The 22,969-nt window shown below is 69.0% G+C and carries 24 protein-coding genes; 14 read left to right on the top strand and 10 right to left on the bottom strand.

Going from position 1 to position 22,969, the window contains the following annotated elements:
- Positions 1–19: 19 nt before the first annotated feature.
- The gene (locus ACIQTT_RS03860; protein WP_402786231.1) at positions 20–883 is read right to left on the bottom strand and encodes a serine hydrolase domain-containing protein; all 864 of its coding nucleotides are present in this window, start codon (positions 881–883) and stop codon (positions 20–22) included.
- 10 nt (positions 884–893) lie between these two features.
- Positions 894–2,030, bottom strand: a complete 1,137-nt coding sequence (locus ACIQTT_RS03855; RefSeq protein WP_402786228.1) for an acyltransferase family protein — start codon at positions 2,028–2,030, stop codon at positions 894–896.
- Between the two features lie 111 nt (positions 2,031–2,141).
- Between ACIQTT_RS03855 and ACIQTT_RS03850 the strand changes: the two genes are divergently transcribed.
- Genes ACIQTT_RS03850 through ACIQTT_RS03840 form a run of 3 tightly spaced genes read left to right on the top strand, consistent with a single transcriptional unit; the run spans position 2,142 to position 5,420 of the window.
- On the top strand, positions 2,142–3,368 hold the full coding sequence (locus tag ACIQTT_RS03850) for an LLM class flavin-dependent oxidoreductase (RefSeq protein WP_402786225.1): 1,227 nt from the start codon (positions 2,142–2,144) through the stop codon (positions 3,366–3,368).
- 1 nt (position 3,369) lies between these two features.
- A complete protein-coding gene (locus ACIQTT_RS03845) occupies positions 3,370–4,014 on the top strand; it encodes an FMN reductase (protein ID WP_247632393.1) in 645 nt (214 codons plus the stop codon).
- Between the two features lie 53 nt (positions 4,015–4,067).
- Positions 4,068–5,420, top strand: a complete 1,353-nt coding sequence (locus ACIQTT_RS03840; RefSeq protein WP_402786221.1) for an FAD-binding oxidoreductase — start codon at positions 4,068–4,070, stop codon at positions 5,418–5,420.
- 23 nt (positions 5,421–5,443) lie between these two features.
- Here the strand turns inward: ACIQTT_RS03840 and ACIQTT_RS03835 are convergent, their stop codons facing one another.
- Together ACIQTT_RS03835 and ACIQTT_RS03830 are read right to left on the bottom strand one after the other, a co-directional pair.
- A complete protein-coding gene (locus ACIQTT_RS03835; protein WP_402786218.1) occupies positions 5,444–6,133 on the bottom strand; it encodes a response regulator in 690 nt (229 codons plus the stop codon).
- Positions 6,130–7,410 carry an ATP-binding protein gene (locus tag ACIQTT_RS03830; RefSeq protein WP_402786215.1) on the bottom strand — a complete coding sequence of 427 codons (1,281 nt, stop codon included), beginning with the start codon at positions 7,408–7,410 and terminating at the stop codon, positions 6,130–6,132. The genes ACIQTT_RS03835 and ACIQTT_RS03830 overlap by 4 nt, the downstream gene beginning before the upstream one ends.
- 139 nt (positions 7,411–7,549) lie before the next feature.
- On the opposite strand from ACIQTT_RS03830, the gene ACIQTT_RS03825 reads away from it, so the two are divergent.
- On the top strand, positions 7,550–8,989 hold the full coding sequence (locus ACIQTT_RS03825; protein ID WP_402786212.1) for a cation:dicarboxylate symporter family transporter: 1,440 nt from the start codon (positions 7,550–7,552) through the stop codon (positions 8,987–8,989).
- 59 nt (positions 8,990–9,048) lie between these two features.
- Here ACIQTT_RS03825 and ACIQTT_RS03820 read toward each other — a convergent pair whose 3' ends face one another.
- Both ACIQTT_RS03820 and ACIQTT_RS03815 read right to left on the bottom strand, forming a co-directional pair.
- Positions 9,049–9,228, bottom strand: coding sequence for a DUF5302 domain-containing protein (locus ACIQTT_RS03820; RefSeq protein ID WP_247622721.1), 180 nt, complete (start codon positions 9,226–9,228; stop codon positions 9,049–9,051).
- 10 nt (positions 9,229–9,238) lie between these two features.
- Complete coding sequence (locus ACIQTT_RS03815; protein ID WP_402786209.1) at positions 9,239–9,850, bottom strand: DedA family protein; 612 nt, start codon at positions 9,848–9,850, stop codon at positions 9,239–9,241.
- 154 nt (positions 9,851–10,004) lie between these two features.
- On the opposite strand from ACIQTT_RS03815, the gene ACIQTT_RS03810 reads away from it, so the two are divergent.
- The 6 genes from ACIQTT_RS03810 to ACIQTT_RS03785 all read left to right on the top strand — a co-directional run bounded on the left by ACIQTT_RS03810 (position 10,005) and on the right by ACIQTT_RS03785 (position 17,642).
- A complete protein-coding gene (locus tag ACIQTT_RS03810; protein ID WP_402786206.1) occupies positions 10,005–11,936 on the top strand; it encodes a GDSL-type esterase/lipase family protein in 1,932 nt (643 codons plus the stop codon).
- 265 nt (positions 11,937–12,201) lie between these two features.
- Positions 12,202–14,478, top strand: coding sequence for a polyribonucleotide nucleotidyltransferase (locus ACIQTT_RS03805; protein WP_402786203.1), 2,277 nt, complete (start codon positions 12,202–12,204; stop codon positions 14,476–14,478).
- A gap of 215 nt (positions 14,479–14,693) precedes the next feature.
- Entirely contained in the window at positions 14,694–15,722 is a 1,029-nt protein-coding gene (locus ACIQTT_RS03800) for an aldo/keto reductase (RefSeq protein WP_402786200.1), read from the top strand.
- A gap of 80 nt (positions 15,723–15,802) precedes the next feature.
- Positions 15,803–16,405, top strand: coding sequence for a histidine phosphatase family protein (locus ACIQTT_RS03795; RefSeq protein ID WP_402786197.1), 603 nt, complete (start codon positions 15,803–15,805; stop codon positions 16,403–16,405).
- A 62-nt stretch (positions 16,406–16,467) separates the two neighbouring features.
- Entirely contained in the window at positions 16,468–17,208 is a 741-nt protein-coding gene (gene dapB / locus ACIQTT_RS03790) for a 4-hydroxy-tetrahydrodipicolinate reductase (protein ID WP_402786194.1), read from the top strand.
- Positions 17,205–17,642, top strand: coding sequence for a hypothetical protein (locus tag ACIQTT_RS03785; protein ID WP_402786191.1), 438 nt, complete (start codon positions 17,205–17,207; stop codon positions 17,640–17,642). Before dapB ends, ACIQTT_RS03785 begins: the two co-directional genes overlap by 4 nt.
- Before the next feature lie 11 nt (positions 17,643–17,653).
- Here ACIQTT_RS03785 and ACIQTT_RS03780 read toward each other — a convergent pair whose 3' ends face one another.
- From ACIQTT_RS03780 to ACIQTT_RS03770, 3 genes are all read right to left on the bottom strand, one after another.
- Positions 17,654–18,079 (bottom strand): OsmC family peroxiredoxin, encoded by a 426-nt coding sequence (locus tag ACIQTT_RS03780; RefSeq protein ID WP_402786188.1) that lies wholly within the window; start codon positions 18,077–18,079, stop codon positions 17,654–17,656.
- Between the two features lie 82 nt (positions 18,080–18,161).
- Entirely contained in the window at positions 18,162–18,737 is a 576-nt protein-coding gene (locus tag ACIQTT_RS03775) for a DUF4395 domain-containing protein (RefSeq protein WP_402786185.1), read from the bottom strand.
- Between the two features lie 19 nt (positions 18,738–18,756).
- Positions 18,757–19,170: a thioredoxin family protein gene (locus ACIQTT_RS03770; RefSeq protein ID WP_402786182.1), complete on the bottom strand. Its 414-nt coding sequence runs from the start codon at positions 19,168–19,170 to the stop codon at positions 18,757–18,759.
- A 113-nt stretch (positions 19,171–19,283) separates the two neighbouring features.
- On the opposite strand from ACIQTT_RS03770, the gene ACIQTT_RS03765 reads away from it, so the two are divergent.
- The 3 genes from ACIQTT_RS03765 to ACIQTT_RS03755 are packed head-to-tail and all read left to right on the top strand — an operon-like array spanning position 19,284 to position 21,327.
- A complete protein-coding gene (locus tag ACIQTT_RS03765) occupies positions 19,284–20,093 on the top strand; it encodes a thymidylate synthase (RefSeq protein ID WP_402786179.1) in 810 nt (269 codons plus the stop codon).
- Positions 20,090–20,566 (top strand): dihydrofolate reductase, encoded by a 477-nt coding sequence (locus ACIQTT_RS03760; protein WP_247632380.1) that lies wholly within the window; start codon positions 20,090–20,092, stop codon positions 20,564–20,566. The genes ACIQTT_RS03765 and ACIQTT_RS03760 overlap by 4 nt, the downstream gene beginning before the upstream one ends.
- Positions 20,566–21,327: an SDR family NAD(P)-dependent oxidoreductase gene (locus ACIQTT_RS03755; protein WP_402786175.1), complete on the top strand. Its 762-nt coding sequence runs from the start codon at positions 20,566–20,568 to the stop codon at positions 21,325–21,327. Before ACIQTT_RS03760 ends, ACIQTT_RS03755 begins: the two co-directional genes overlap by 1 nt.
- Positions 21,328–21,336: 9 nt before the next feature.
- On the opposite strand, the gene ACIQTT_RS03750 is transcribed toward ACIQTT_RS03755, so the two are convergent.
- On the bottom strand, positions 21,337–21,885 hold the full coding sequence (locus ACIQTT_RS03750) for an NUDIX domain-containing protein (RefSeq protein WP_402786172.1): 549 nt from the start codon (positions 21,883–21,885) through the stop codon (positions 21,337–21,339).
- A 62-nt stretch (positions 21,886–21,947) separates the two neighbouring features.
- Here ACIQTT_RS03750 and dapA point away from each other — a divergent pair, with 62 nt between their 5' ends.
- Positions 21,948–22,925: a 4-hydroxy-tetrahydrodipicolinate synthase gene (dapA, locus tag ACIQTT_RS03745; RefSeq protein WP_247622706.1), complete on the top strand. Its 978-nt coding sequence runs from the start codon at positions 21,948–21,950 to the stop codon at positions 22,923–22,925.
- The last annotated feature ends 44 nt before the right edge of the window (positions 22,926–22,969 follow it).

Genomic DNA, 22,969 nt, shown 5'->3' with positions numbered 1-22,969 from the left:
GCGGGTGCGGCGGGGCGGGTCACTCCGCGATCATGCGCATGATCGCGGCGGTGACGGCATCCGCCCCGAAGTGGTCCTCGGCGGTGATCGCGACGACCGCGTCGCCGGCGAAGATCAACAGCTGTCCGTATGCGCCGTGCAGACGCCATCCCTCGCCCGGCCCGTCCCACCCGGCGAGGGCGTACCTCTCGTAGCCGGGGCTCTCGCCGCACGTGACCCACTCGGAGTGCATCCGATCGATCCACTCCGCATCGACCAGGCGGCGTCCCTCCCAGATCCCGCGATCGCGGATGAGACGACCGATCCGCGCCATCTCCTCGGTGCGCAGGAGAAGTCCGCCGCCCGCGATGATCCGGCCGTTCGGGCACCGCTCCCACTCCGTGTCGACGATGCCGAGCGGAGTGAACAGGCGCGGTTCGAGGTAGGCGTGCACGTCGCCCACGTGCTCGGCGAGCACGCGCATCGCGGTGTACGTGCTCGCGTTCGAGTACTGGAAGGCCCGCCCGGGCGTCGGTCGGCTCAGGAACTCGACCGCGAGGTCGGGCCAGTCCGTCATCATCGTCTCGGACCACGGGAGATCGATTCCGCTCGTCATGGTGAGGAGGTCGCGTAGGGTGACCGCCTCGACGCCCGCGCCGAGCGACCACCCGGGAAGGGAATCCGCGACGGGTGCGTCGACGGAGATCAGCCCCTCGTCGGCGGCGATGCCCGCAGCGAGCACGCACACGCCCTTGGCGACGGACTGGACATCGATGCGTTCGTCGGGTGCCCAGCGATGCTCGGCGGTCTCGTCACCCGCGAGGACATGGAGTCCGCGAGCGCCGAACCCGCTGGTCTCGATCTCGTGGACGATGCGGTCGCGGAGGATCGAGGCTCGGGTCACGTCGTCCAGGCTATCGCGGCCGTCGCGAGCCGGTCGGGTCGTTCCGCCGTCCCTCGCGCGAGGTCAGTTCGGGGTCGCGGAACAGCCACCCCGGTCGCGGCTCGACGAGAGGGCGGAATACCCGTCGCACGGGTTTCGTGGCGAGCGCGAGCGCGACGACGACCGAGAGCAGCGTGACGAGGGGCAGCCAGATCCACGTCGGTTCGAGATCGCGCAGGATGCCGGACTCGCGGAACGGGTACAGCACGAAGGAGTGCAGCAGGAAGACGTACATCGTGTACTGGCCGAACGTCGTCCACCAGTACGTGCCGCGGGGGATCAGGGCGAAGAACGCCGCGCACAGCAGTACCGCGAGCAGCATCAGCGCGATGCGCACACCGCCGGCCCACCACTGTTCGCCGCCGAGACCGAGGTCGGCGTAGGAGTCCTCGTAGAAGAGCCAGTGGCGCAGGTCGAACTCCTGCCAGAGCGGGAGCCAGTTCCAGGCCGCCCACCCGGTGCCGGCGAGCACGGCGACCGCGACGACCCTGACCCACCAGGGGCGGAAGTCGAGCAGGCGCAGGCGGGCCACGACATCCCGCTCGCGCAGCCACCAGCCGAGAGTGAAGAAGGGGAGGAGACCGAGCGTGCGCGAGAGCGAGAAGGTGCTGTCGATGTTGGGGAGGTAGCCCACGCCGATCGAGATCGCGACGGTCCAGAGCAGCGGCCAGCGCAGCAGCGCGAGGTAGGGGAGGACGAGGCGGAAGATGCCGAGGGCGAGGAGGAACCAGAGCGTCCAGGACGGCTGCGTCGGGTTGGGGTTCGCCTGGCCCTCGACGAGCCACTTCGTCAGCGTCCACAACGTTTCGAAGATGACGTACGGCAGGAGGATGTCGGTGATCACCCGGGCCATCTGGGTCTTGGTCGGTGAGCCCGACTTCGAGAAGTATCCCGAGATGATCGCGAACGCCGGCATGTGGAAGGCGTAGAGGGCGAGGTAGAAGGCGAACGCGATGTCAGAGTCGTAGATGAGACGCTGGATCGCGTGGCCCAGCACCACCAGCACGATGCAGGCGTAGCGTGCGTTGTCCCAGAACGGGACTCGACGGCGGGGGCGCGGAGTGGATCCTGTCGCCGGCGGTGTGGAGTCCGCTCCGGTGGTGCTCATCCTCCGAGGCTACCGCCGGGAATAAAGTTGGTGCGATCGCGTTGACTCATATACATTCAAGTGAATAGAACCGGATGCAATCATCGGGTTCGGAGAAGTTGGAGAGAAATCATGAGCGAGCAGTCAGGGGCACCCGCGATGCAGTTCGGCATCATGTCGGTGAGCGACATCACGCGCGACCCCACCACCGGAGTGACGCCGAGCGAGCAGGAGCGCATCAAGGCGACGCTGGCGATCGCGAAGCACGCCGAAGAAGTCGGCCTCGACGTCTTCGCCGTCGGCGAGCACCACAACCCTCCGTTCTGGTCGTCCAGCCCCACCACGTTCCTCGCGGCGCTGGCCGCGCAGACCGAGCGCCTCATCGTCTCCACCTCGACCACGCTCATCACGACCAACGACCCCGTGCGCATCGCCGAGGAGTACGCGATGCTCCAGCACGTGTCCGACGGTCGGATGGACCTCATGCTCGGGCGCGGCAACACCGGCCCCGTCTACCCCTGGTTCGGCCAGGACATCCGCCAGGGGCTGCCCCTCGCGATCGAGAACTACGCGCTGCTGCACAAGCTGTGGCGCGAGGACGTCGTCGACTGGGAGGGCAAGTTCCGCACGCCGCTGCAGGGCTTCACCTCCACGCCGCGCCCGCTCGACGGCATCGCGCCGTTCGTCTGGCACGGATCGATCCGCACGCCCGAGATCGCCGAACAGGCCGCGTACTACGGTGACGGCTTCTTCGCGAACAACATCTTCTGGCCCAAGGAGCACTACCAGCGCTTGATCGAGCTGTACCGCCAGCGCTACGCCCACTACGGACACGGCACGCCCGAGCAGGCGATCGTCGGTCTCGGTGGACAGGTGTTCATGGCGGCCAAGTCGCAGGACGCGGTGAACCAGTTCCGCCCCTACTTCGACAATGCACCGGTCTACGGTCACGGCCCGAGCATGGAGGACTTCACCGAGATGACGCCGCTCACGGTCGGCTCGCCGCAGCAGGTCATCGACCGCTACGCGGGCATGCGCGACCACTACGGCGATTACCAGCGCCAGCTGTTCCTGATGGACCACGCGGGTCTGCCGCTGAAGACCGTCCTCGAGCAGCTCGACATCCTCGGTGCCGAGGTCGTGCCCGTCCTGCGCACGGAGCTGGCGAAGAACCGTCCGGAATCCGTGCCGGATGCCCCGACCCACGCCGCGCGCGTGACGGCGGAGTTCGGCGACGGACCCACTCGTCAGGCCCGCCCCGGTGCCAACCGCGGCGACAACCTCACCGGCGACAGCCCCTACCAGGACACGCCGGCTCCCGCCGGTGCGTCGTTCGGCCTCGGCCGCAAGGAGGCGTGAGATGACCACGCGTCGCATCGCCGTCGTCTCGGCCGGGCTCTCGAACCCGTCGTCCACCCGGATGCTCGCGGATCGACTCGCCGCGGAGACCGTGAAAGAACTCGCCGCTCGCGAGATCGACGCGACGGTCGACGTGATCGAGCTGCGCGACTACGCGCACGACATCACGAACAACCTGCTCACGGGATTCGCTCCGCCCGCTCTCGAGACCGCGATCAACACGGTCGTCTCGGCGGACGCCCTCATCGCGGTGACGCCCATCTTCTCGACGAGCTACTCGGGACTCTTCAAGTCGTTCATCGACGTGCTCGACCCCGATGCGCTCACGGGCAAGCCGGTGCTCATCGGCGCGAATGCGGGCACGGCTCGGCACTCGCTCGCCATCGACTACGCGATTCGTCCGCTCTTCGCCTACCTGCACGCCGACGCGGTCTCGACCGGCGTCTTCGCGGCCTCGAGCGACTGGGGCGGCGCGGGTGACGACGTCGCCCCGCTCGCCAAGCGTGTCGAGAAGGGTGCGCGCGAGCTGGCCGACGTCATCGCCCGCCGCGAGGCGGCGGTCGCGACCGATCCGTTCGACCCCGCGACCTACCTCGGCGAGGGACGCTCGTTCGGGCACATGCTCGGAGGTCTCGCCGGCGAGTGAGCGCAGGGCATGACGCCATCGACAATGTCCGTGGGGCATCGTACGGTGGCGTCATGTCAGCCTCTGAAGCAATCGCCGCCCTCCGCCGTTCGTTCGCGGGGCGGATGCTGTTGCCCGACGACGCCGGCTTCGACGCCGCACGGGCTCCGTGGAACCTCTCGATCGATCAGCACCCCGCGCTGGTGGCGAATCCTCGGGACGTCGACGACCTCCGGGCGTTGCTCATCGCGGCACGCGAGACCGGGATGCCCCTCGCGGTGCAGCCCGGTGGGCACGGGGCCGGGAGCGATGTGACGGGGGCGATCCTGGTGCGGATGAACGAGTTCGACAGCCTCGAGATCGATTCGGATGCCGGGACCGCCGTCGTCGGTGCCGGAGTGCGGTGGGGGCGCGTGATCGACGCGCTCGAGGGTTCGGGATGGGTGGCTCCGGCAGGGAGCAGCCCGGTCGTCACCGTGGCCGGTTACACGCTCGGCGGCGGTCACTCGCTGTTCAGTCGTACGGCGGGTCTCGGTTCCGACAACCTGCGCGCCGCGTGGGTGCTGCGCACCGACGGGCGTCATGAGCGCGTCGACGATGCGAGCGACCCCGATGTGATGTGGGCCCTGCGCGGCGCGGGCGGGATCGTCGGCATCGTCACCGCCCTCGAGATCGATCTGGTGCCCGCCCCCGCGGTCTGGGGCGCGACGCTGGTGTTCGACGTCGCCGATGCCGAGGCGGTCATCCGCGGCGTGCGCGACCTCGCTTCGACCGCCCCGCCGACCGTGAATGCATCGGTCACCTCGACACGCATGCCCGACGCGCCGCAGCTGCCCGAGGCGATTCGCGGCAAGAGCTTCGTGACCGTGCAGGTGATCTCGACCGCGGGTCCGGCCGATGATGTGCTCGAGGCAGTGCGGGGTGCGGCACCCGTGCAGCGCGAGATCGTGGGGGAGACCTCTCCGGTCGCGGTGGCTGCGCAGTCGGGGGAGCCGACCGACCCCACACCGAGCCGTGGTGCCTCGGCGGCGCTGGCGGTTCTCGACGATGACACGATAGATGCTCTGCTCGCGTTCCATCGGGAGGACGATCAGTGGCCGGTGATCGGAATCGAGTTCCGCGTGCTCGGAGGAGCGCTGTCGTCGCCGCGGCGCGCAGGATTCGCCGGGCTAGAAGCGGCCGGGTGGCTCGTGTACGCGCTCGCCCCGCTGTTTCCGGGTGCTCCGGCGCAGCCGGGCGATGCGAGTCTCGCGCGCTTCCGTGAGCTCGTCGCCCCGGCGTCCGCCGAGCGCACGGTTCCGACCTTTCTCACGCCCGGGCAGACCCTTGCCGGGGCGGCGACCGGCGAGACGCTCGACCGTCTGCGTGCGCTGCGTGAGCGGTTCGACCCCGATGAGATCCTGCATCACGGCCGACTTCCGCGCTGAACGCCGGGTTCACGACAGCCCGCTCACGCTCCGTCGCCTCGTCGCCACCTGTATTCGGTCTCCGGGCGGCCACGGGCGCCATAGCGTGCCCCGCGGTCGGCGAGGCCCTCTCCGGCGAGGTGTTCGAGGTACCTCCGGGCGGCGACCCGCGACATCCCCAGCTCGGCCGCAGCCTCGCTCGCCGAGAGCGGTCCGCTGCGGCGGAGCGCGGCCGTCACCCGGTCCAGGGAGGAGGGCGAGAGGCCCTTCGGCAGCGGGATGCTCCCGGTGGACCGCCCGAGCAACGCATCGATCTCGGCCTGGGTCGCTTCTCCGTCCGTCGTCCGCGCCTGAGCCCGGTGCGCGCCGTACTGCGCCAGCCGCTCCTGGAAGACGGAGAACGAGAACGGTTTGACGAGGTACTGGAAGACGCCGAGCGCCGCCATCTGTCGGACCGTCTCGGCATCGCGCACCGCGGTGATCGCGATCACGTCGACCGCTGCGGAGCGGGCGCGGAGGGTGCGGAGCACGTCGAGCCCGGAGCCGTCCGGCATCGTCACGTCGAGGAGTACGAGATCGAATCCGTCGCCGTCCGCGCGGTCCAGAACCGCCTGCACCGCGGCGCGTGCCCCGGTGCACTCACCCGCGACGACGAAGCCCTCGAGCCGGTCGACGTAGTTCCGGTGCAGCTCGAGGGTGAGCGCGTCGTCGTCGACGAGCAGCACGCGGATCAACGCCTGCTCCGTCCGTGGGCAGCCGGAAGGGTCACGTGGAACGTGGTCGGATCGTGGCGGACCTCGATCCGACCACCGGCATCGAGCACGAGGGCCCGCACGAGCGCCAACCCCACACCTCGGCCTTCGGCGCCGGCCTCCTTCGTCGAGAATCCGGGGGCGAAGATCTCCTCGCGCAGCCGAGGCGGGATGCCGGGGCCGCTGTCGGTCACGTCGAGCTCGATCCCGTCGCTCGCCGAACGACGCAGTGTGACCGACACCCATCGGTCGTCGGCATCCGTCACGGCGTCCATGGCGTTGTCGATCAGGTTGCCCAGCACCGACACGCTGTCGACGGCCGACAGCGGCGTGGGCGGAGTGTCGGGCGCGATGGTCATGCGCCAGTCGATTCCCCGCTCCTTAGCCTGGGATGCCTTACCGAGCAGCAGCGCTCCGACGGCGGGGTCGCCGTGTCGGCGGGCGGTGACCTGATCCACCAGCGATTGGCTCTGCCGTGAGGTCTCGGTGAGGATCTCGATCGCTTCGTCGACGCGGCTCAGTTCGAGAAGAGCGACTGCCGTGTGCATGCGGTTGCCGTGCTCATGGGTCTGGGCGCGGAGCGCGTCACCGAGCGTTCGGATCGACTCGTAGGACGACACGGCGTCTCTCACCTGCCCCGGGGGGAGGTCCCCGGCGATCCGCCGGGTGATCCGCCGCGCAGCCCAGGCGCCGAGAGCGCCCGCGGCGACGAGGGCGGCGGTGATCCCGAGGGAGAGCGGAAGGCGTCGCAGCAGCGTCTCGCTGATCGTCTCGGTGGTGACGCCGGCGGCCACCCAGCCGAGGAGGCTCCCGTCCGCGCCCGTCACCGGGACGATGGTGCGGACCGAGGGGCCGAGCGTGCCGGTGAACTCCTCGGTGAGAGGTTCGGGGCGATCGGGGATCGTACCGAGATAGGGCTTCCCGATCTCGTCGAGATCGGGATGGGTCACGCGGATGCCGGTGGTCGTCATGATCGTGATGAAGTCGAGCCCCGCGGCGTCGATGACGTCCAGGGCGTACGGCTCGAGCGTGCGCGTCGCGCGCTCCCGGTCCGCGTCGGCGAGTGACGACGAGACGTGCGGTGACGCCGCGAGGGCGATCGCGGTCGACGATGTCACCCGTTCGGCCTCCGCACGCGTGGCGCGCTGCGCCTCGACGACGAGGAACAGTGCCACCAGGGCGCCGATGAGGAGGGCGGAGACGAGGAGGACGAGGAACACGCGCGAAGCCGCGCTGCGGGCGGTGCGGGCGTGCGACATCGCGTCTCCCTTCGTCGGCGGTGGCGAATGTGACCAATACGACCACAAATGGTGCCGTCGTGCGAAGTCGGAGAGCGTGGGCACACCGCCGGCGACGATGCCGGCCTCGAACGACGACGTTCATCTCCGAGGAGGAACAATGGCCATCACCACCGGATTCACACTTCCCGGCTTCCACTGGAGGCGCGGCAAGCAGTCCTGGGACCGTCACACCTGGCTCTACGTGTCGGTGATCATCGCGGTCGTGCTCGGCGCACTCGTCGGGCTGATCTGGCCCGAGGTCGGCCAGAGCTTCGAACCGCTCGGCAAGGGATTCGTCGCGTTGATCAAGATGATGATCGCCCCGATCATCTTCTGCACGATCGTGGTCGGCGTCGGGTCGATCGCCAAAGCCGCGACCGTCGGCAAGATCGGCGGGCTCGCCCTGCTGTACTTCATGGTGATGTCGACATTCGCCCTGGCAATCGGGCTGGTCGTCGGCAATCTCATCCACCCGGGATCGGGCCTCGACATGGCCGGTGCCACCTACGACGCCGATACGAGCGAGGCGAAGAGCACGCAGGACTTCATCCTGGGGATCATCCCGGCGACGTTCTTCTCGGCGTTCACCGGAGAGAGCGTGCTGCAGGTGCTCTTCATCGCGCTGCTCACGGGCTTCGCGCTGCAGGGGCTGGGCGACCGCGGCGCACCGATCATGGACGCGGTCAAGAACCTCCAGAAGGTCGTGTTCCGCATCCTCGGCATGATCCTGTGGCTTGCTCCCCTCGGCGCCTTCGGAGCGATCGCCGCGGTGGTCGGCAAGACCGGCATCTCGGCGATCTGGAGCCTGGGCATCCTGATGGTGGCGTTCTACATCACGTGCATCCTGTTCATCGTCGTGATCCTGGGCGTGCTGCTCTACGCGGTGACGCGGGTCAACATCTTCCGGCTGATGAAGTACCTCGCCCGGGAGTACCTGCTGATCGTCGGCACGTCGTCCTCGGAGTCGGCCCTTCCGCGGCTGATCGCGAAGATGGAGCACGTCGGGGTGTCGAAGCCCGTCGTCGGCATCACCGTTCCCACCGGTTACTCGTTCAACCTCGACGGAACGGCCATCTACCTCACCATGGCCTCGCTGTTCATCGCGACCGGCATGGGGCAGCCGATGTCGATCGGCGAGCAGATCGGTCTGCTGGTCTTCATGATCATCGCGAGCAAGGGAGCGGCCGGGGTCACCGGCGCGGGACTCGCGACGCTGGCCGGGGGACTGCAGGCCTACCGTCCCGATCTCGTCGACGGCGTGGGCGTGATCGTCGGCATCGACCGGTTCATGTCCGAGGGACGTGCCCTCACCAACTTCACCGGCAACGCGGTCGCGACGCTCCTGATCGGCACGTGGACGAAGCAGATCGACCGCGAGCAGGTCGAGCGGGTGCTGAGCGGTGAGCTGCCGTTCGACGAATCGCTGTTGGACGGGGTCGACGACCACGGGATGTCCGACGGCAGCGAAGCTGCTGACGTGCAGGAGCTCAAGGAGTCCGCGATCGACGAGATGTCGGCGAAGGAGGAGCGCGCGCGCCGGCGTTCGCTGCAGGGCTGACTCGAACACCGGATGAAGGATGCGGGAGCCGACGGACGTGCCGGCTCCCGCATCGGTGGTCAACCGCTCTTGCGTCGGAACTCGCGCCGCGTCTGCGGGGCCGCGCCGCCGTGGACGGCGGAATCGCCATCCAGGTGCGACTCGCCCTGGCGGTGCTGCGCGTTCTTCTTCTCGAGCGCTTCCTTGAACTTGCGCTTCATCTCCTCGGAGGAGGAGGTGGCGCCTTCTTCGGTGCTCATGTCCGCCAGCCTAGGCCACCGGCGTCTCGTCCGGGAGGTGTCGACTGCTGCGGCGTGTGATCAGGTCGATGAGCAGACCGAGACCGATCGCCACGGCGATCGATACGGGGACCGCCACGATCGGTCCGCCGGGGAGGAGCGCGGCGACGGCCGCGCCGACCGACGCCTGGTACGCGGCCCACCCGAGTGCCGCCACGGTGACGAGGGCGAGATAGCGGGGAGGATGCACGCGGGACGCTCCGGCGACGAGGTTGATCGCGAGACGGGCGAACGGCACGAACCGTGCGGTGAAGAGAACCGTCGCCATCCCGCCGTCCAGTCTGCGGCGGGCCCAGTCGAGCGCCCGTCGTACGCGCGGCGCGCGCATCCAGCCCCAGCGTTCTGTTCCGACGAAGCGCCCGATCAGGTAGCACGCGATGTCGCCGAGAGCCGCCGCGGCCGCAGCACAGGCGATGACGGCCCAGAGCGGGGGAGCGCCGGTGGAGACGGATACCGCGCCCAGAGCCGTCACCGCGACCTCTCCGGGGATCACCACCAGGAAGGCGTCTCCGAACACGAGGAGGCACATGACCACGAGTGCCCAGGGGCCGGAGAGGACATCGGCGAGGAGATCGGTGGGCACGACTCCACGGTGCCCTCCGGCGGTGAACGGCAACTGAAATCCGGATAGCCGGTGACGGGCTTTCGTGCATCCGGTGAACATCTGGTGCGCGCCCCTCGAATCGGCGTCGACGGCCGATCCCTGCCCCCATCCTGGGGGTGTGAGAGTCGCGATCGTGACAGAGTCCTTCCTTCCGCACATGAACGGTGTGACCGGATCCGTGCTGCAGATCCTGCGTCACCTCGAACGACACGGGCACGATGCCCACGTCATCGCCCCCGCCGCGAACGGCATGCCGCAGGAGATGCACGGTGCCTCGATCGAGGCGATCCCGAGCCTCGCGCTCCCGGGGTACCGCAACGTCCGCATCGGCACCTCGCCGGCCTCGCGCCTGGCCGGCTCCCTCCGGAGCTTCCGCCCGGATGTCGTGCACCTTGCATCGCCCTTCGCGCTGGGCTGGCGGGGCGTGCTCGCCGCCGAGCGGCTCGACGTCGCATCCGTCGCGGCCTACCAGACAGACGTCGCGGCCTACACCGAGCGCTATCGGGTCGCCGCGACGACCGGCATCGCGCAGACGCACATCGCCCGCCTCCACCGGCGCGCGACGCTGACCCTCGCCCCTTCGTCGGAGTCGGCCCGGCAGCTCGAGCACCTCGGCGTCGACCGGCTCCGCCGCTGGGGGAGAGGCGTCGACGCGGAGCGCTTCCAGCCCGCTCGCCGCGACGAGAGCCTGCGCGCCCGGTGGGGTGCGGAGGTCATCATCGGCTACTTGGGGCGTCTCGCCCCGGAGAAGCAGGTCGAAGACCTCGTCGCCCTGCGCTCCGTACCCGGCGCGCGCCTCGTCATCGTCGGAGACGGACCGAGCAGGCTTCGCCTGGAGGCGCTGCTCCCGGATGCCGTCTTCCTCGGTCACCTCGACGGCGATGCGCTCGCCGCAGCCGTCGCCTCGTTCGACGTCTTCGTGCATCCCGGTGAGAGCGAGACCTTCGGGCAGACGCTGCAGGAGGCGCACGCGAGTGGTGTGCCCGTCGTGGCCACCGGACGCGGCGGTCCCCTCGACCTCGTCCGAATGGGAATCGACGGCTGGCTGTACCGGCCGGGAGACCTCGACGACCTACGGATGCGGGTGGCCGATCTGGCGGGCGACGCACGCAAGCGCCGGGCGTTCGGTGAAGCCGGCCACGACGCGGTGCAGGCTCGTTCCTGGGCCAGCGTCTGCGACCGACTGATCGAGCACTTCGACGAGGCGTGCGCGCTGAAGGCGGTCGACACCTCGCTGCGCGCTCGCCGCAGCATCCGACCCGAGGTCCCCCTCCCCGTCGAACCTGCGCGCTGGCAGAGGTACATCGCCCTCGGCGACTCCCTGACCGAGGGCCTGTGCGATCCCGCGCCCGACGGCGCGCTGCGCGGATGGGCCGACCGCCTCGCCCTCCTGCTCGCCTCGCGGGGAGGACTCCACTACGCCAACCTGGCCATCCGTTCCAAGCGCGTCGCCGACGTGTGCGGCCCTCAGCTGGAGCGCGCCCTGGAACTCCGCCCGGACCTGGTCTCCGTGCTCATCGGTGCCAACGACCTGGTGAAGCATCGCGTCGACGTCCCCGCGCTCGCCGCGGAACTCGAGCGCGCGATCGTGCGTCTGCGGGCGACGGGAGCCACGGTCGTCCTCGTGACCCCGTTCCTGCCGGGTCGGCGTGCCGCCGCCATCTACACGGCCCGCTTCGCGGCGTTCGCCACGGCGCTCAGCGGCATCGCCGCCCGCACCGGTGCGGTGCTGATCGACACCGACCTCCACCCGGCGCTGCGCGAGCGCGAGCACTGGGGGGAGGACCTCGTCCACCTCAGCAGCAGCGGCCACCGCTTCCTCGCGTATCGCGCGGGCGACATCCTCGGTGTCCCGCACGCCGAGGCGCTCGGCGCCCTCGACGCCTCGCTGCACGAGCAGATCGACATCGGCACCGGTCTGTGGTGGTCTCGCCACGCCCTTCCCTGGGTCTGGCGGCGGCTGCACGGACGCGCCGCCGGCGACGGCCGCGCTGCGAAGCACGACGACTACGTCTATCTGGGACGCTCGACGGCGCAGCGCGGCGTACCGGCTGGGCGGGGGTGAAATCGGGCGTCCCTGGTAGGGTTGAGGAGGCTGACCTGTGTCGGCCGGACAACTTCACATCGACTCATGGAGCGATCGGCGGAGGAGCTGGTCCCCTGTGGTGGGTTCCTCGGCAGACGGCATGTCGGGTGGCTTTCTACTGGTGGCCAGCGCAGGCGACATTCGCGAGAGTGCTCGCGCGCCCTTATCCTGCCGTTCCGCTCCTTCATGAACACGCTCGCGCGTCACACGGATTCGCGAGTCTAAACAAAGAAGGAGAGACCTCTTGGAAGGTCCTGAAATCACCGCCACCGAGGCCGTTCTCGACAACGGCCGCTTCGGCACCCGTACCATCCGCTTCGAGACCGGCCGCCTCGCGCAGCAGGCTCAGGGCGCAGTCGCCGCCTACCTCGACGGCGAGACCATGCTCCTCTCGGCCACCAGCGCCGGCAAGCACCCGCGTGAGGGCTTCGACTTCTTCCCGCTGACGGTCGACGTCGAAGAGCGCTCCTACGCCGCCGGCAAGATCCCCGGCTCGTTCTTCCGTCGCGAGGGTCGTCCCTCCACCGAGGCGATCCTGGTCTGCCGTCTGATCGACCGTCCGCTGCGTCCGTCGTTCGTCGACGGTCTGCGCAACGAGGTCCAGATCGTCATCACCGTCCTCTCGATCGCTCCGGGCGAGTTCTACGACGCTCTCGCGATCAACGCGGCATCCGCGTCGACGCAGATCTCGGGTCTTCCGTTCTCCGGCCCCGTCGCCGGTGTGCGTCTGGCCTTCATCCCCGGCCAGGGCGAGCACGCCGACCAGTGGGTCGCGTTCCCGACGGCCGAGCAGGTCAGCGAGGCCGTGTTCGACCTCATCGTCGCCGGTCGCGTGGTCACCAAGGCCGATGGCACCGAAGACGTCGCGATCATGATGGTCGAGGCCGAGGCGACCGAGGGCAGCTGGAACCTCATCAAGGCGGGTGCGACCAAGCCCGACGAGGCCGTCGTCGCCCAGGGCCTCGAGGCGTCGAAGCCCTTCATCGCGCAGCTCGTCAAGGCTCAGGCCGAGCTCGCCGCCAGCGCGTCGAAGGAGCCGGGCGTGTACCCGGTCTTCCCGCCGTACCAGGACGAGGTCTACGACTTCGTCTCGGAGCGCGCGTTCGCCGAGCTCGGTGACGTGTACCAGATCGCCGACAAGCAGGAGCGTCAGGCAGCCGACGACGCGGTCAAGGACCGTGTCAAGGCCGAGCTGATCGCGGCGACCGAGGCCGGCGAGCTGCCCGCAGCTGCTCCGCTCGAGTTCTCGGCGGCGTACAAGTCGGTCACGAAGAAGATCGTGCGCGGCCGCATCCTCACGGAGAGCGTGCGCATGGACGGTCGCGGCCTGGCCGACATCCGTCCGCTCGACGCCGAGGTGCAGGTCATCCCGCGCGTTCACGGCTCCGCGATCTTCCAGCGCGGTGAGACCCAGATCATGGGCGTCACCACGCTGAACATGCTCAAGATGGAGCAGCAGATCGATTCGCTGTCGCCCACCACGAGCAAGCGCTACATGCACCACTACAACTTCCCGCCCTACTCGACCGGTGAGACCGGCCGTGTGGGTTCGCCGAAGCGTCGCGAGATCGGGCACGGCTTCCTCGCCGAGCGCGCGCTCGTGCCGGTGCTGCCGAGCCGCGAGGAGTTCCCCTACGCGATCCGTCAGGTCTCCGAGGCGCTCAGCTCCAACGGCTCGACGTCGATGGGCTCCGTCTGCGCGTCGACCCTCTCGCTGCTGAACGCGGGTGTGCCGCTGCGCGCAGCCGTCGCCGGCATCGCGATGGGTCTCGTCTCCGACGAGGTCGACGGTGAGACCCGTTACGCGGCCCTCACCGACATCCTCGGTGCGGAGGACGCGCTCGGCGACATGGACTTCAAGGTCGCCGGTACCAGCGAGTTCGTCACGGCGATCCAGCTCGACACGAAGCTCGACGGCATCCCGTCGTCGGTGCTCGCGGGTGCGCTGACCCAGGCGCGCGACGCGCGTCTGACGATCCTCAACGTCCTCAACGCCGCGATCGACGCGCCCGACGAGATGGCGCCGACCGCGCCGCGCGTCATCAGCGTGCAGATCCCGGTCGACAAGATCGGTGAGCTGATCGGCCCGAAGGGCAAGACGATCAACGCGATTCAGGACGAGACCGGCGCGCAGATCTCCATCGAGGAGGACGGCACCGTCTACATCGGCGCGACCGACGGCCCCTCGGCCGAGGCCGCCCGCGCCCAGGTCAACGCGATCGCCAACCCCACCAACCCGGAGGTGGGCGAGCAGTTCCTCGGCACCGTCGTGAAGATCGCCACCTTCGGTGCGTTCGTCTCGCTGCTGCCCGGCAAGGACGGCCTGCTGCACGTCACCGAGGTGCGCAAGCTCGCCGGTGGCAAGCGCGTCGAGAACGTCGACGACGTGCTCTCGGTCGGACAGAAGATCCTCGTGAAGATCACGAAGATCGACGACCGCGGCAAGCTCTCGCTCGAGCCCGTGATCGACGAGGCCCCCGCGGCCGACGCCGCTCCGGCCGAGGAGGCCGCGGCCGAGTAATCGGCTCCGTACGACGAGAGCCCGGTGTCTTCCCGAAGGGGAGGGCGTCGGGCTCTCGTCATGCTCGTGATCAAACCGTTACGGGAAGTTTGCCCGCCGTTCCGCGGATTGGTCGGCGAGTTCGCCGGTTTCGCATACTCTCGAAGTACGCACCGGGGGGTGCATGAATGCAGGTACGAAGATCGGATCGCACCGATCGACGTGGGGGTGAGAGTATGCGATTGTTCGGCGTAGGCGCAGGAGCCCCGGATGATCGCGCGCTCGCGCAGGGCGCGGAGCATCCGTCGGCCCCGATCCCGATCGTGGGCCCAGGGGTCGGCGAGACCATCCGTGTGCCGCTCGGCGAGACCGGGATCGACACGTTCCCCCTCATGCTCGGCGCTGCGGAGTTCGGGTGGAACGTCGATCTCGAGACGAGTCACGGCATCCTCGATCGCTACATCGAGTTCGGAGGTAACGCCGTGCACACCGCCGACGGTTTCTCGGGCGGTCGCAGCGAGCACATCATCGGTCAGTGGCTGCGCTCCCGTGGCCTGCGCGATCAGGTCGTGCTGAGTGCACGCATCGGAGCGCACGCCGACAACCCGGGTCTCGGGTCGGTCAACCTCGTGCGCGCGGTCGAGGGATCGCTGACACGGCTGGGCACCGAACGCATCGACGTGCTCTACCTCGACGCAACGCTCGACGCCACGACGAATCTCGAGGACACCCTCGCGACCGTGGAGTGGCTGGTCGACGCCGGCAAGGTGGCAGCCGTCGGCGCGTTCGGATTCGCTCCGGAACGGCTGGTCGAGGCGCGTATCCTCGCTTCCGCGGGCTACCCCCGTATCGAGGTCGTCGACGCGCCCTACAATCTGATCCGCCGACAGACGTTCGAAGGCGATCTCCGCCTCGTGGCCGGTGCACAGAACCTCGCGGTGACCCCGTCGCACGCCCTCGAGCACGGATTCCTCTCCGGCCGTCACCGCAACAAGTCGCTCGCCTCCCGAGGGGTGCGGGGCGAGCAGTTGCGAGGGAACCTCAACCGTCGCGGCATCCGTATCCTCCGCGCACTCGACCAGATCGCGGAAGAGTTGAGCGTGCCGGTCGCCGCCGTCTCGATCGCCTGGTTGCTCGCCCAGCGGTCGATCGTGGCCCCGATCGTCAACACCTTCGCCGCCGAGCACGTCGACGAGCTCATGCAGGGGGCAGGCGTCGCCCTGTCCCGCACCCAGCTGGCCGACCTCGCGCGCGCGGGCACCTGAGCGGCTTCACACGACTGTCATATGCGTGGCATAGGGTGGAGTGAGAGCCCGGCAGACGCTGGCGATGAAGCGAGCGAGCAGTGACGCACTATATCTATCTGGTCAGACACGGTGAACATCAGGACGCCGAGCACGGCCTGGCCGACGGACCCCTGTCCCCGCGTGGACAGCGCCAGGCCGAATTGATCGCCGACCGCCTCGGCGGACTCCCTCTCGATGCCGTGTGGCATTCCCCGCTGCTGCGCGCGAACGAGACGGCGCGGGCGATCGCGGCCCGCCTGCCCTCGGTCGATCCCAAGCCGACCTCGTTGCTTTTCGACTGCGTCCCCACCGGCATGACCGACGAGACTCCTGCCGCGTTCGAGCCCTTCTTCGGATCGATCACCGACGCCGAGATCGAGGCAGGCGGCGCGCAGATGTCCGACGCAGTCAACGAGTTCCTGGTGCGCAAGACGGGCGAGGTACACGAGGTGCTCATCACCCACAACTTCGTGATCTCGTGGTTCGTGCGCGAAGTGCTCGGAGCGCCGGAGTGGCGCTGGATGACCTTGAACCAGGCCCACTGCGGTCTCACCGTCATCGCGCAGAAGCAGGGCCGTCCGTGGACGCTGCTGAACCACAACGACACCGGGCATCTGCCCATGGAGCTCCGTACGGGTATTCCGGACGCGATCCCGGTCTGAGTCGGCGGGAGTACCGCGCGCCCCGGGCCGTGGTGCGCGGAGCCCGAAATAGACTGGGAACCATGACCACGCAGGTAGCAATCGTCGGTGGGACCGGCAAGCTCGGGGCGATCATCCACGCCGTCATCGACGACCTGGACGGTTTCGAGGTGAGCCGGGTCCTGTCGTCATCGAGCGATCTGGCGGAGCTGGCGGGTGCCGACCTGGTGATCGACGCGTCGACGCCGCAGGTGAGCATCGACGTCGTGCGCTCGGCGGTCGAACGGGGACAGAATGTGCTCGTCGCCACGTCCGGATGGTCGGCCGAGCGCATCGCGCTCGTGCGTCCCCTGGTCGAAGCCGCCGGCACGGCCGCGGTGTTCATCCCCAACTTCTCCCTCGGTTCGGTGCTCGGCTCCGCCCTCGCTGCCGCTGCGGCACCGTTCTTCGACTCCGCCGAGATCGTCGAGGCGCATCGCGAGACGAAGATCGATTCGCCCAGCGGCACCGCCGTGCGCACCGCCGAACTCATCGCGGCCGCGCGTTCCGAGCAGGGGCCGGTGAGCGCCCCGCACGCCGATCAGCGCGCTCGCGGTCAGCAGGTCGGCAGCGTCCCGATCCATTCGCTCCGCCGCCCCGGCGTCATCGCGAAGCAGGAGGTCGTGCTGGCGGGTCCCGGCGAGTCGCTGACGTTCACGCACGACACCGTGGAGCCCGCGCTCGCCTATGCCCCCGGCATCCGTCTCGCCGTTCCGTTCACGCGGGATGCGACGGGCGTGGTCGTCGGTCTCGAGAACATGATCGACATCGGCATCCGCTCATGATCTCCCGCATCGGCGTCGGAGTGATGGCTCTGTGCCTCGCGCTCTACATCGTCGTGGTGGGCTACCGCGCCGTGCTGATGCTCGGCACCGGCGAGCCGATCGCCATCGCGATCGGCATCGCTCTCCTCGTCATGCCGTTGATCGGCGCCTGGGCGCTGATCCGCGAGATGCAGTTCGGCTTCGCCGCGGATCGACTGGGACGCACGCTCGACGCGGAGGGCGGAATGCCGGAGGCGGAGACCGAGCTGACCCCGAGCGGACGCATCGCCAAGGCGGATGCCGACCCGATGATCCAGCGGTACCGGGCCGCGGCGGAGGCTGCGCCGGAGGAGTGGCGCGAGCGCTTCCGCCTGGGTGTGGTGCAGGATGCCGCGGGGCGACGCAAAGACGCCCGCGCGAGCATCCGCGAGGCGATCAGACTCTCGCGCGGCTGATCGCCGGCGACTCAGGCCAGAGTGGCCTCGAGGGTGATCTCGATGCCGGCCAGTGCCTGGGAGACCGGGCATCCGGATTTCGCTCCTTCGGCGATCTCCTGGAACGCCTCGGCGGAGAGCCCGGGCACCACGGCGTTGACGTTGAGGTGGCTGCCAGTGATTCCGACGCCCGGCTTGAAGGTCACCGACGCGCTCGCGTTCACACGCTCCGGCGGGGTGCCGTTCTCGCTCAGGGCGTGAGCGAGAGCCATGCTGAAGCACGATGCGTGCGCGGCGGCGATGAGTTCCTCCGGCGTGGTGGTGGTGTCGCTGCCCTCACTGCGTGCCTTCCAGTCGATGGGGAAGGTGCCGAGCTTCGACGACGAGAACGCGACGGTGCCGGAGCCCTCCGCCAGTGATCCGGTCCAGGTGGTGGTCGCTTCGCTGGTGACGGGCATGATTCCTCCGGTTCTCGCACTGCGGATGCGCAGCGTCGCGTCGTCGCCAGCCTAGCGAGCGGCGCTCTGCGGCGGAACGGCCTCAGGCCGTGCGCGTGCGTCCGAGGAGCCCTGCGCGTTGGAGCAGCAGGTACAGCTGGCAGCCGAGGCACAGGCCGATGGCGGCGTTCAGGAACGCGGCGATGAAGGCGGCGGCGGTGGCGATCGGGAGCGCCCAGGGGACACCGGCGAGCTGGAGCACGAGGCCGATGGTCACGACGAAAAGACCGACGCCCTGCGCGAAACGCGGCGGGCGAGGGTCTTCGAGCTCGGTCGGGGGCGCGAGGCGCGGACGGATGGCGCGGCGGAAGAGCGCTCCCCAGGGAGCGGTCGCGGGGGACAGGATGCTCCAGAGGAAGAGCAGCGCGATCACCACCGTGAGAAGGAAGGCGGGATCGAGTGCGCGCTCGGCGAGAGACGCATGGGTGATCAGCCAGTCGCCGCCGGGAACGAACGTCGCGTCGGCGAGAGGCTGGTAGGCGAACCAGCCGAACGTCGCCGCCGGCCGTGCCGTCGCGAGCCCGGTGAGTCCGAGGAAGGTCGCGATCAGCAGCAGGACGGCCGTGATGGTCGCTGCGAAACGCGGACCGCGGGGATCGATGCCGGCGGGAGAGGACATGGATGCTCCTGACGTCGTCTCAGAGGGAGGCGAGGGCTTCGGTGAGGGCGCGTCGCTGCGGCACGCCGTGGAATCGGGAACGCACGGCGCCGGATTCGTCCACGAGGAACGTGGTCGGCGTCTGGAGCACACGATAGCGCGAGGAGAGGTCGGGGCGATGGGTGAGATCGACCTCGATGTGGCGGAGGCCGTCGCCTTCCTCGGCATAGGAGCGCAGCATCCGGCGGACCTGCGGGCAGCGGGCGCACATCTCGGTGCTGAACTGCACGAGCGTGGCTTTCGATCCGAGCTCGGCGGGAACGGCATCCTGTGCATCGAATCGCAGAGCTCCGCCCGCCCGCCGGCGTCCGTCCCGCCGTTTCGCGACCGCGCCGATCACCAGGGCGACCGCCACGAGCGCGGCGAGGATCGCGAGGGCGGCGACGGGAGACATGCATCGAGGGTAAGGTGCGGGCGCAGGTGGAGGGGCCGATGTGTCCGACGATGACGTCAGCGGGCCGCTGCTCCTCCGCCCGTCTCGTGACGCGGGAAGGTATTCTGGCTCTCATGAGCGCACCCGTCCCGACGCCGTACGAAGACCTCCTCCGCGACGTCCTCGAGAACGGAACGCACAAGTCCGATCGCACCGGAACCGGAACGACGAGCGTGTTCGGACGGCAGATCCGCTTCGACCTGTCGCAGGGCTTTCCGCTGATCACCACGAAGCGTGTGCATTTCAAGTCGATCGCCTACGAGCTGCTGTGGTTTCTGCGCGGCGAGTCGAACGTGCGATGGCTGCAGGAGAACGGCGTGACGATCTGGGACGAGTGGGCGGACGACGCCGGAGAGCTCGGCCCGGTCTACGGCGTGCAGTGGCGTTCGTGGCCGACGCCGGCGGGTGAGAGCATCGATCAGCTGGCGGAGGTCATCGAGCAGATCCGGCGATCGCCGGACTCCCGCCGACTGATCGTGTCGGCCTGGAACCCCGCCGACATCCCCGACATGGCCCTCGCGCCCTGCCATGCGCTCTTCCAGTTCTACGTCGCCGACGGCAAGCTGTCCTGCCAGCTCTACCAGCGCAGCGCCGACATGTTCCTCGGCGTCCCGTTCAACATCGCGTCCTACGCACTCCTCACCCTGATGATCGCCCAGCAGGTCGGTCTCGAGCCCGGCGACTTCGTGTGGACGGGTGGCGACTGCCACATCTACGACAATCACATCGAGCAGGTCACCGAGCAGCTCACCCGAGACCCGTACCCCTATCCGACGCTGCGCTTCGCGCGTACGCCCGAGTCGATCTTCGACTACACGTTCGAGGACTTCGTCGTCGACGACTACCAGCACCACGCTCCGATCCGCGCGGCGGTCGCGGTATGACCTGGGTCGGCCTGATCTGGGCGGAGGCGGCCGGTGGCGTCATCGGCGCCGAAGGCGGCATGCCGTGGCACGTTCCCGAGGACCTCGCGCACTTCAAGGAGGTCACGCTGGGCGCTCCCGTCGTGATGGGGCGCAAGACGTGGGACTCGTTGCCCGAGCGATTCCGCCCGCTGGCCGGTCGCGAGAACATCGTCATCACCCGCCAGCAGGACTGGAGCGCCGAAGGAGCACGCCGAGCGGCGACGGTCGCCGAGGCGGTTCGCGGTCAGGATCGGGTCTGGATCATCGGAGGGGCCGAGATCTTCCGGCAGGTGATCGGTGACGCCGATCGGCTCGAGGTCACCGAGCTGGACCTCGAGGTCGACGGCGACGCGTACGCTCCCGCGAAGACCGGATGGCGCCTGGTCGATGAGGGGGAGTGGCTCACCTCCCGTACCGGTGTGCGGTACCGCTTCCTCGGATACGAGCGCTGATGCCCACCGCGCTGATCACGGGAGCGAGCGCCGGCCTCGGGGCCGAGTTCGCGCGTCAACTCGCGCGGCGCCGCGCCGACCTCGTGCTGGTCGCGCGATCGGAGGATGCCCTCTCGTCGTTCGCGGCTGAGCTGCGTAGCGAGTTCGGCGTCGCCGTCGAGGTGCTCCCGGCCGATCTCGCGATCGAGGAGGGCGTCGAGCGTGTCGAGCAGCGGCTCGAGAACACGGACGACCCGATCGATCTGCTCGTCAACAACGCCGGTTTCGGGCTGCCGCTGACGTTCGCCGAGAACGACATCGCCGACGAGGTGCGTCACCTGCGGGTGCACGTCGAAGCCTCGATGCGACTCATGCACGCCGCGCTGCAGACCATGCGCGGTCGTGGAGGGCGCATCATCAACGTGGCCTCGGTCGCCGGATTCGTCTCGCGTTCGACGTACTCCGCGTGCAAGGCGTGGCTCATCCAGTTCAGCCGGTGGGCCAACACCGAGTACGCGCGGGACGGAGTGAGCGTGACGGCGCTGTGCCCCGGGTTCACGCACACCAGCTTCCACGAGCGCATGGGCCTGGCCCCGGGTCAGGAGGGCGTTCCTGCGATCATGTGGCTCGATGCGCGCGACGTGGTGCGCGAGGGACTGCGAGACGCCGCGCGCGGGAAGGCCGTCTCGGTTCCATCGCTGCGCTACAAGGTGATCGTGGCCGTGACGGGTCTGCTTCCGCGCTCCCTCACCGCGGGGATCGCGCGGCGCGGACGGGTGTGACGATCCGGCTCAGCGGAATCGTCCCAGGCGGATGCCGGCGAGGGCGAGCGCACCGATCGTCTCGCCGTCTCTGATGCGTCCATCGGCGATCATCGCGAGCGCATCGGCGAACGGCACCCAGGACACCTGGTCGATGCCTTCCTCGCGCTGACTCTCCGCAGCCGTCGCCGGGGCCGACGCGGTCAGTCCGCGGGCGAGGAAGACGTGCTCCGGAGCATCCGCGACGCCGTTGAGCGCGTTCATCATGCCGAGCTCGTGCCACTCGGATGCCGCGAACCCGGTCTCCTCGAGAAGCTCGCGCCGCGCGGCGACGAGAGGATCCTCGCCGTCGCTCCCGCCGGCGGGCACCTCGATCGAGGTCCCCGTCGTGTAGCGCTCGAGGGTGACGAGGCAGACGCGCTCGTCGTCGTCGAGAGCGACCACGAAGACGGCGGGATGCTGCATCCGCACGACCCCGTAGATGCCGTCGTCTCCGCCGGGACCGGTGACCTTGTCCTCGCGCACCTCGATCCAGCGGTTGGCGTAGACGGTGTCGGACTCGTGCGTGACCCATGCCATGCCACGAGCCTAGTTCGAGGCCGCGTCCTCGTGAGGTCGGGCCGAGACGATACTCTGGTTGCATGACGCACTCGGGCAACCCTTTCGGACAGGTCCTCGTCGCGCTCGTCACTCCGATGACGGCCGACGGTGAAGTCGACTGGCCCGCCGTCGAGAAGCACATCGATGACGTCATCACCGCGGGTGCTGACGGTGTCGTCGTGACGGGAACGACCGGCGAGACCTCGACCCTGACGGACCCCGAGAAGCTCAAGCTCGTCGAGATCGGCAAGTCCGTCTCCGCCGGCCGCGCGAAGATCATCACGGGCGGTGGTTCGAACGAGACCGCCCACGCGATCGAGCTGTACAAGGCGAGCGAGAAGGCCGGCGCCGACGGCATCATGATCGTCACGCCCTACTACAACAAGCCGACTCAGGCGGGCATCCTCACGCACTTCCGTCTGGTGGCCGACGCCACCGACCTGCCGGTGATCCTCTACGACATCCCCGGGCGCACCGGTGTGCCGATCAAGTACGAGACGATCCTTCGCCTGGCGAAGCACCCGAACATCCTCGCGGTCAAGGACGCCAAGGGCGACTTCTCCGAGGTGAGCCGAGTGCTCAACCAGACCGATCTCATGTACTTCTCGGGTGATGACGCGAACGTGCTCCCGCACCTCGCCATCGGCGCGACGGGCCTGATCGGTGTGACCGCGAACATCACCGCGACTCCGTACCGCACGATCGTCGACGCCGTGAACAGGGGCGATCTCGCCACCGCGACCGCCGAGCACAAGCGTCTCGAGCCCCTCGTGCGCGCCGTGATGACCCACGTTCCCGGTACGGTCGCCGCCAAGTACATCCTCCACGGCCTCGGCCGGATCTCGAGCCCGCGCGTGCGTCTTCCGCTCGTCGGGCCGGAGGAGTGGGAGGCCGCACTCATCGAAGACGAGCTCGATCTCGTCGCGGGCGTCCCGGGCGCCGATTTCTCGAACTTCCGCCCCGACCGCAACGCGGCCGCCGGTGGTGCCCTGCCCAAGGTGCACGGCACGACGCGCTGAGTCGCGTCGCCATGAACGAACGGACGCGCCGAGTGTCCGACTGA

It is taken from the genome of Microbacterium sp. NPDC090225 (assembly GCF_044772365.1).
Lineage (GTDB): Bacteria > Actinomycetota > Actinomycetes > Actinomycetales > Microbacteriaceae > Microbacterium.
Note: the sequence above shows the minus strand (reverse complement) of the source record. Positions and strands in the feature narration are given on the sequence as shown.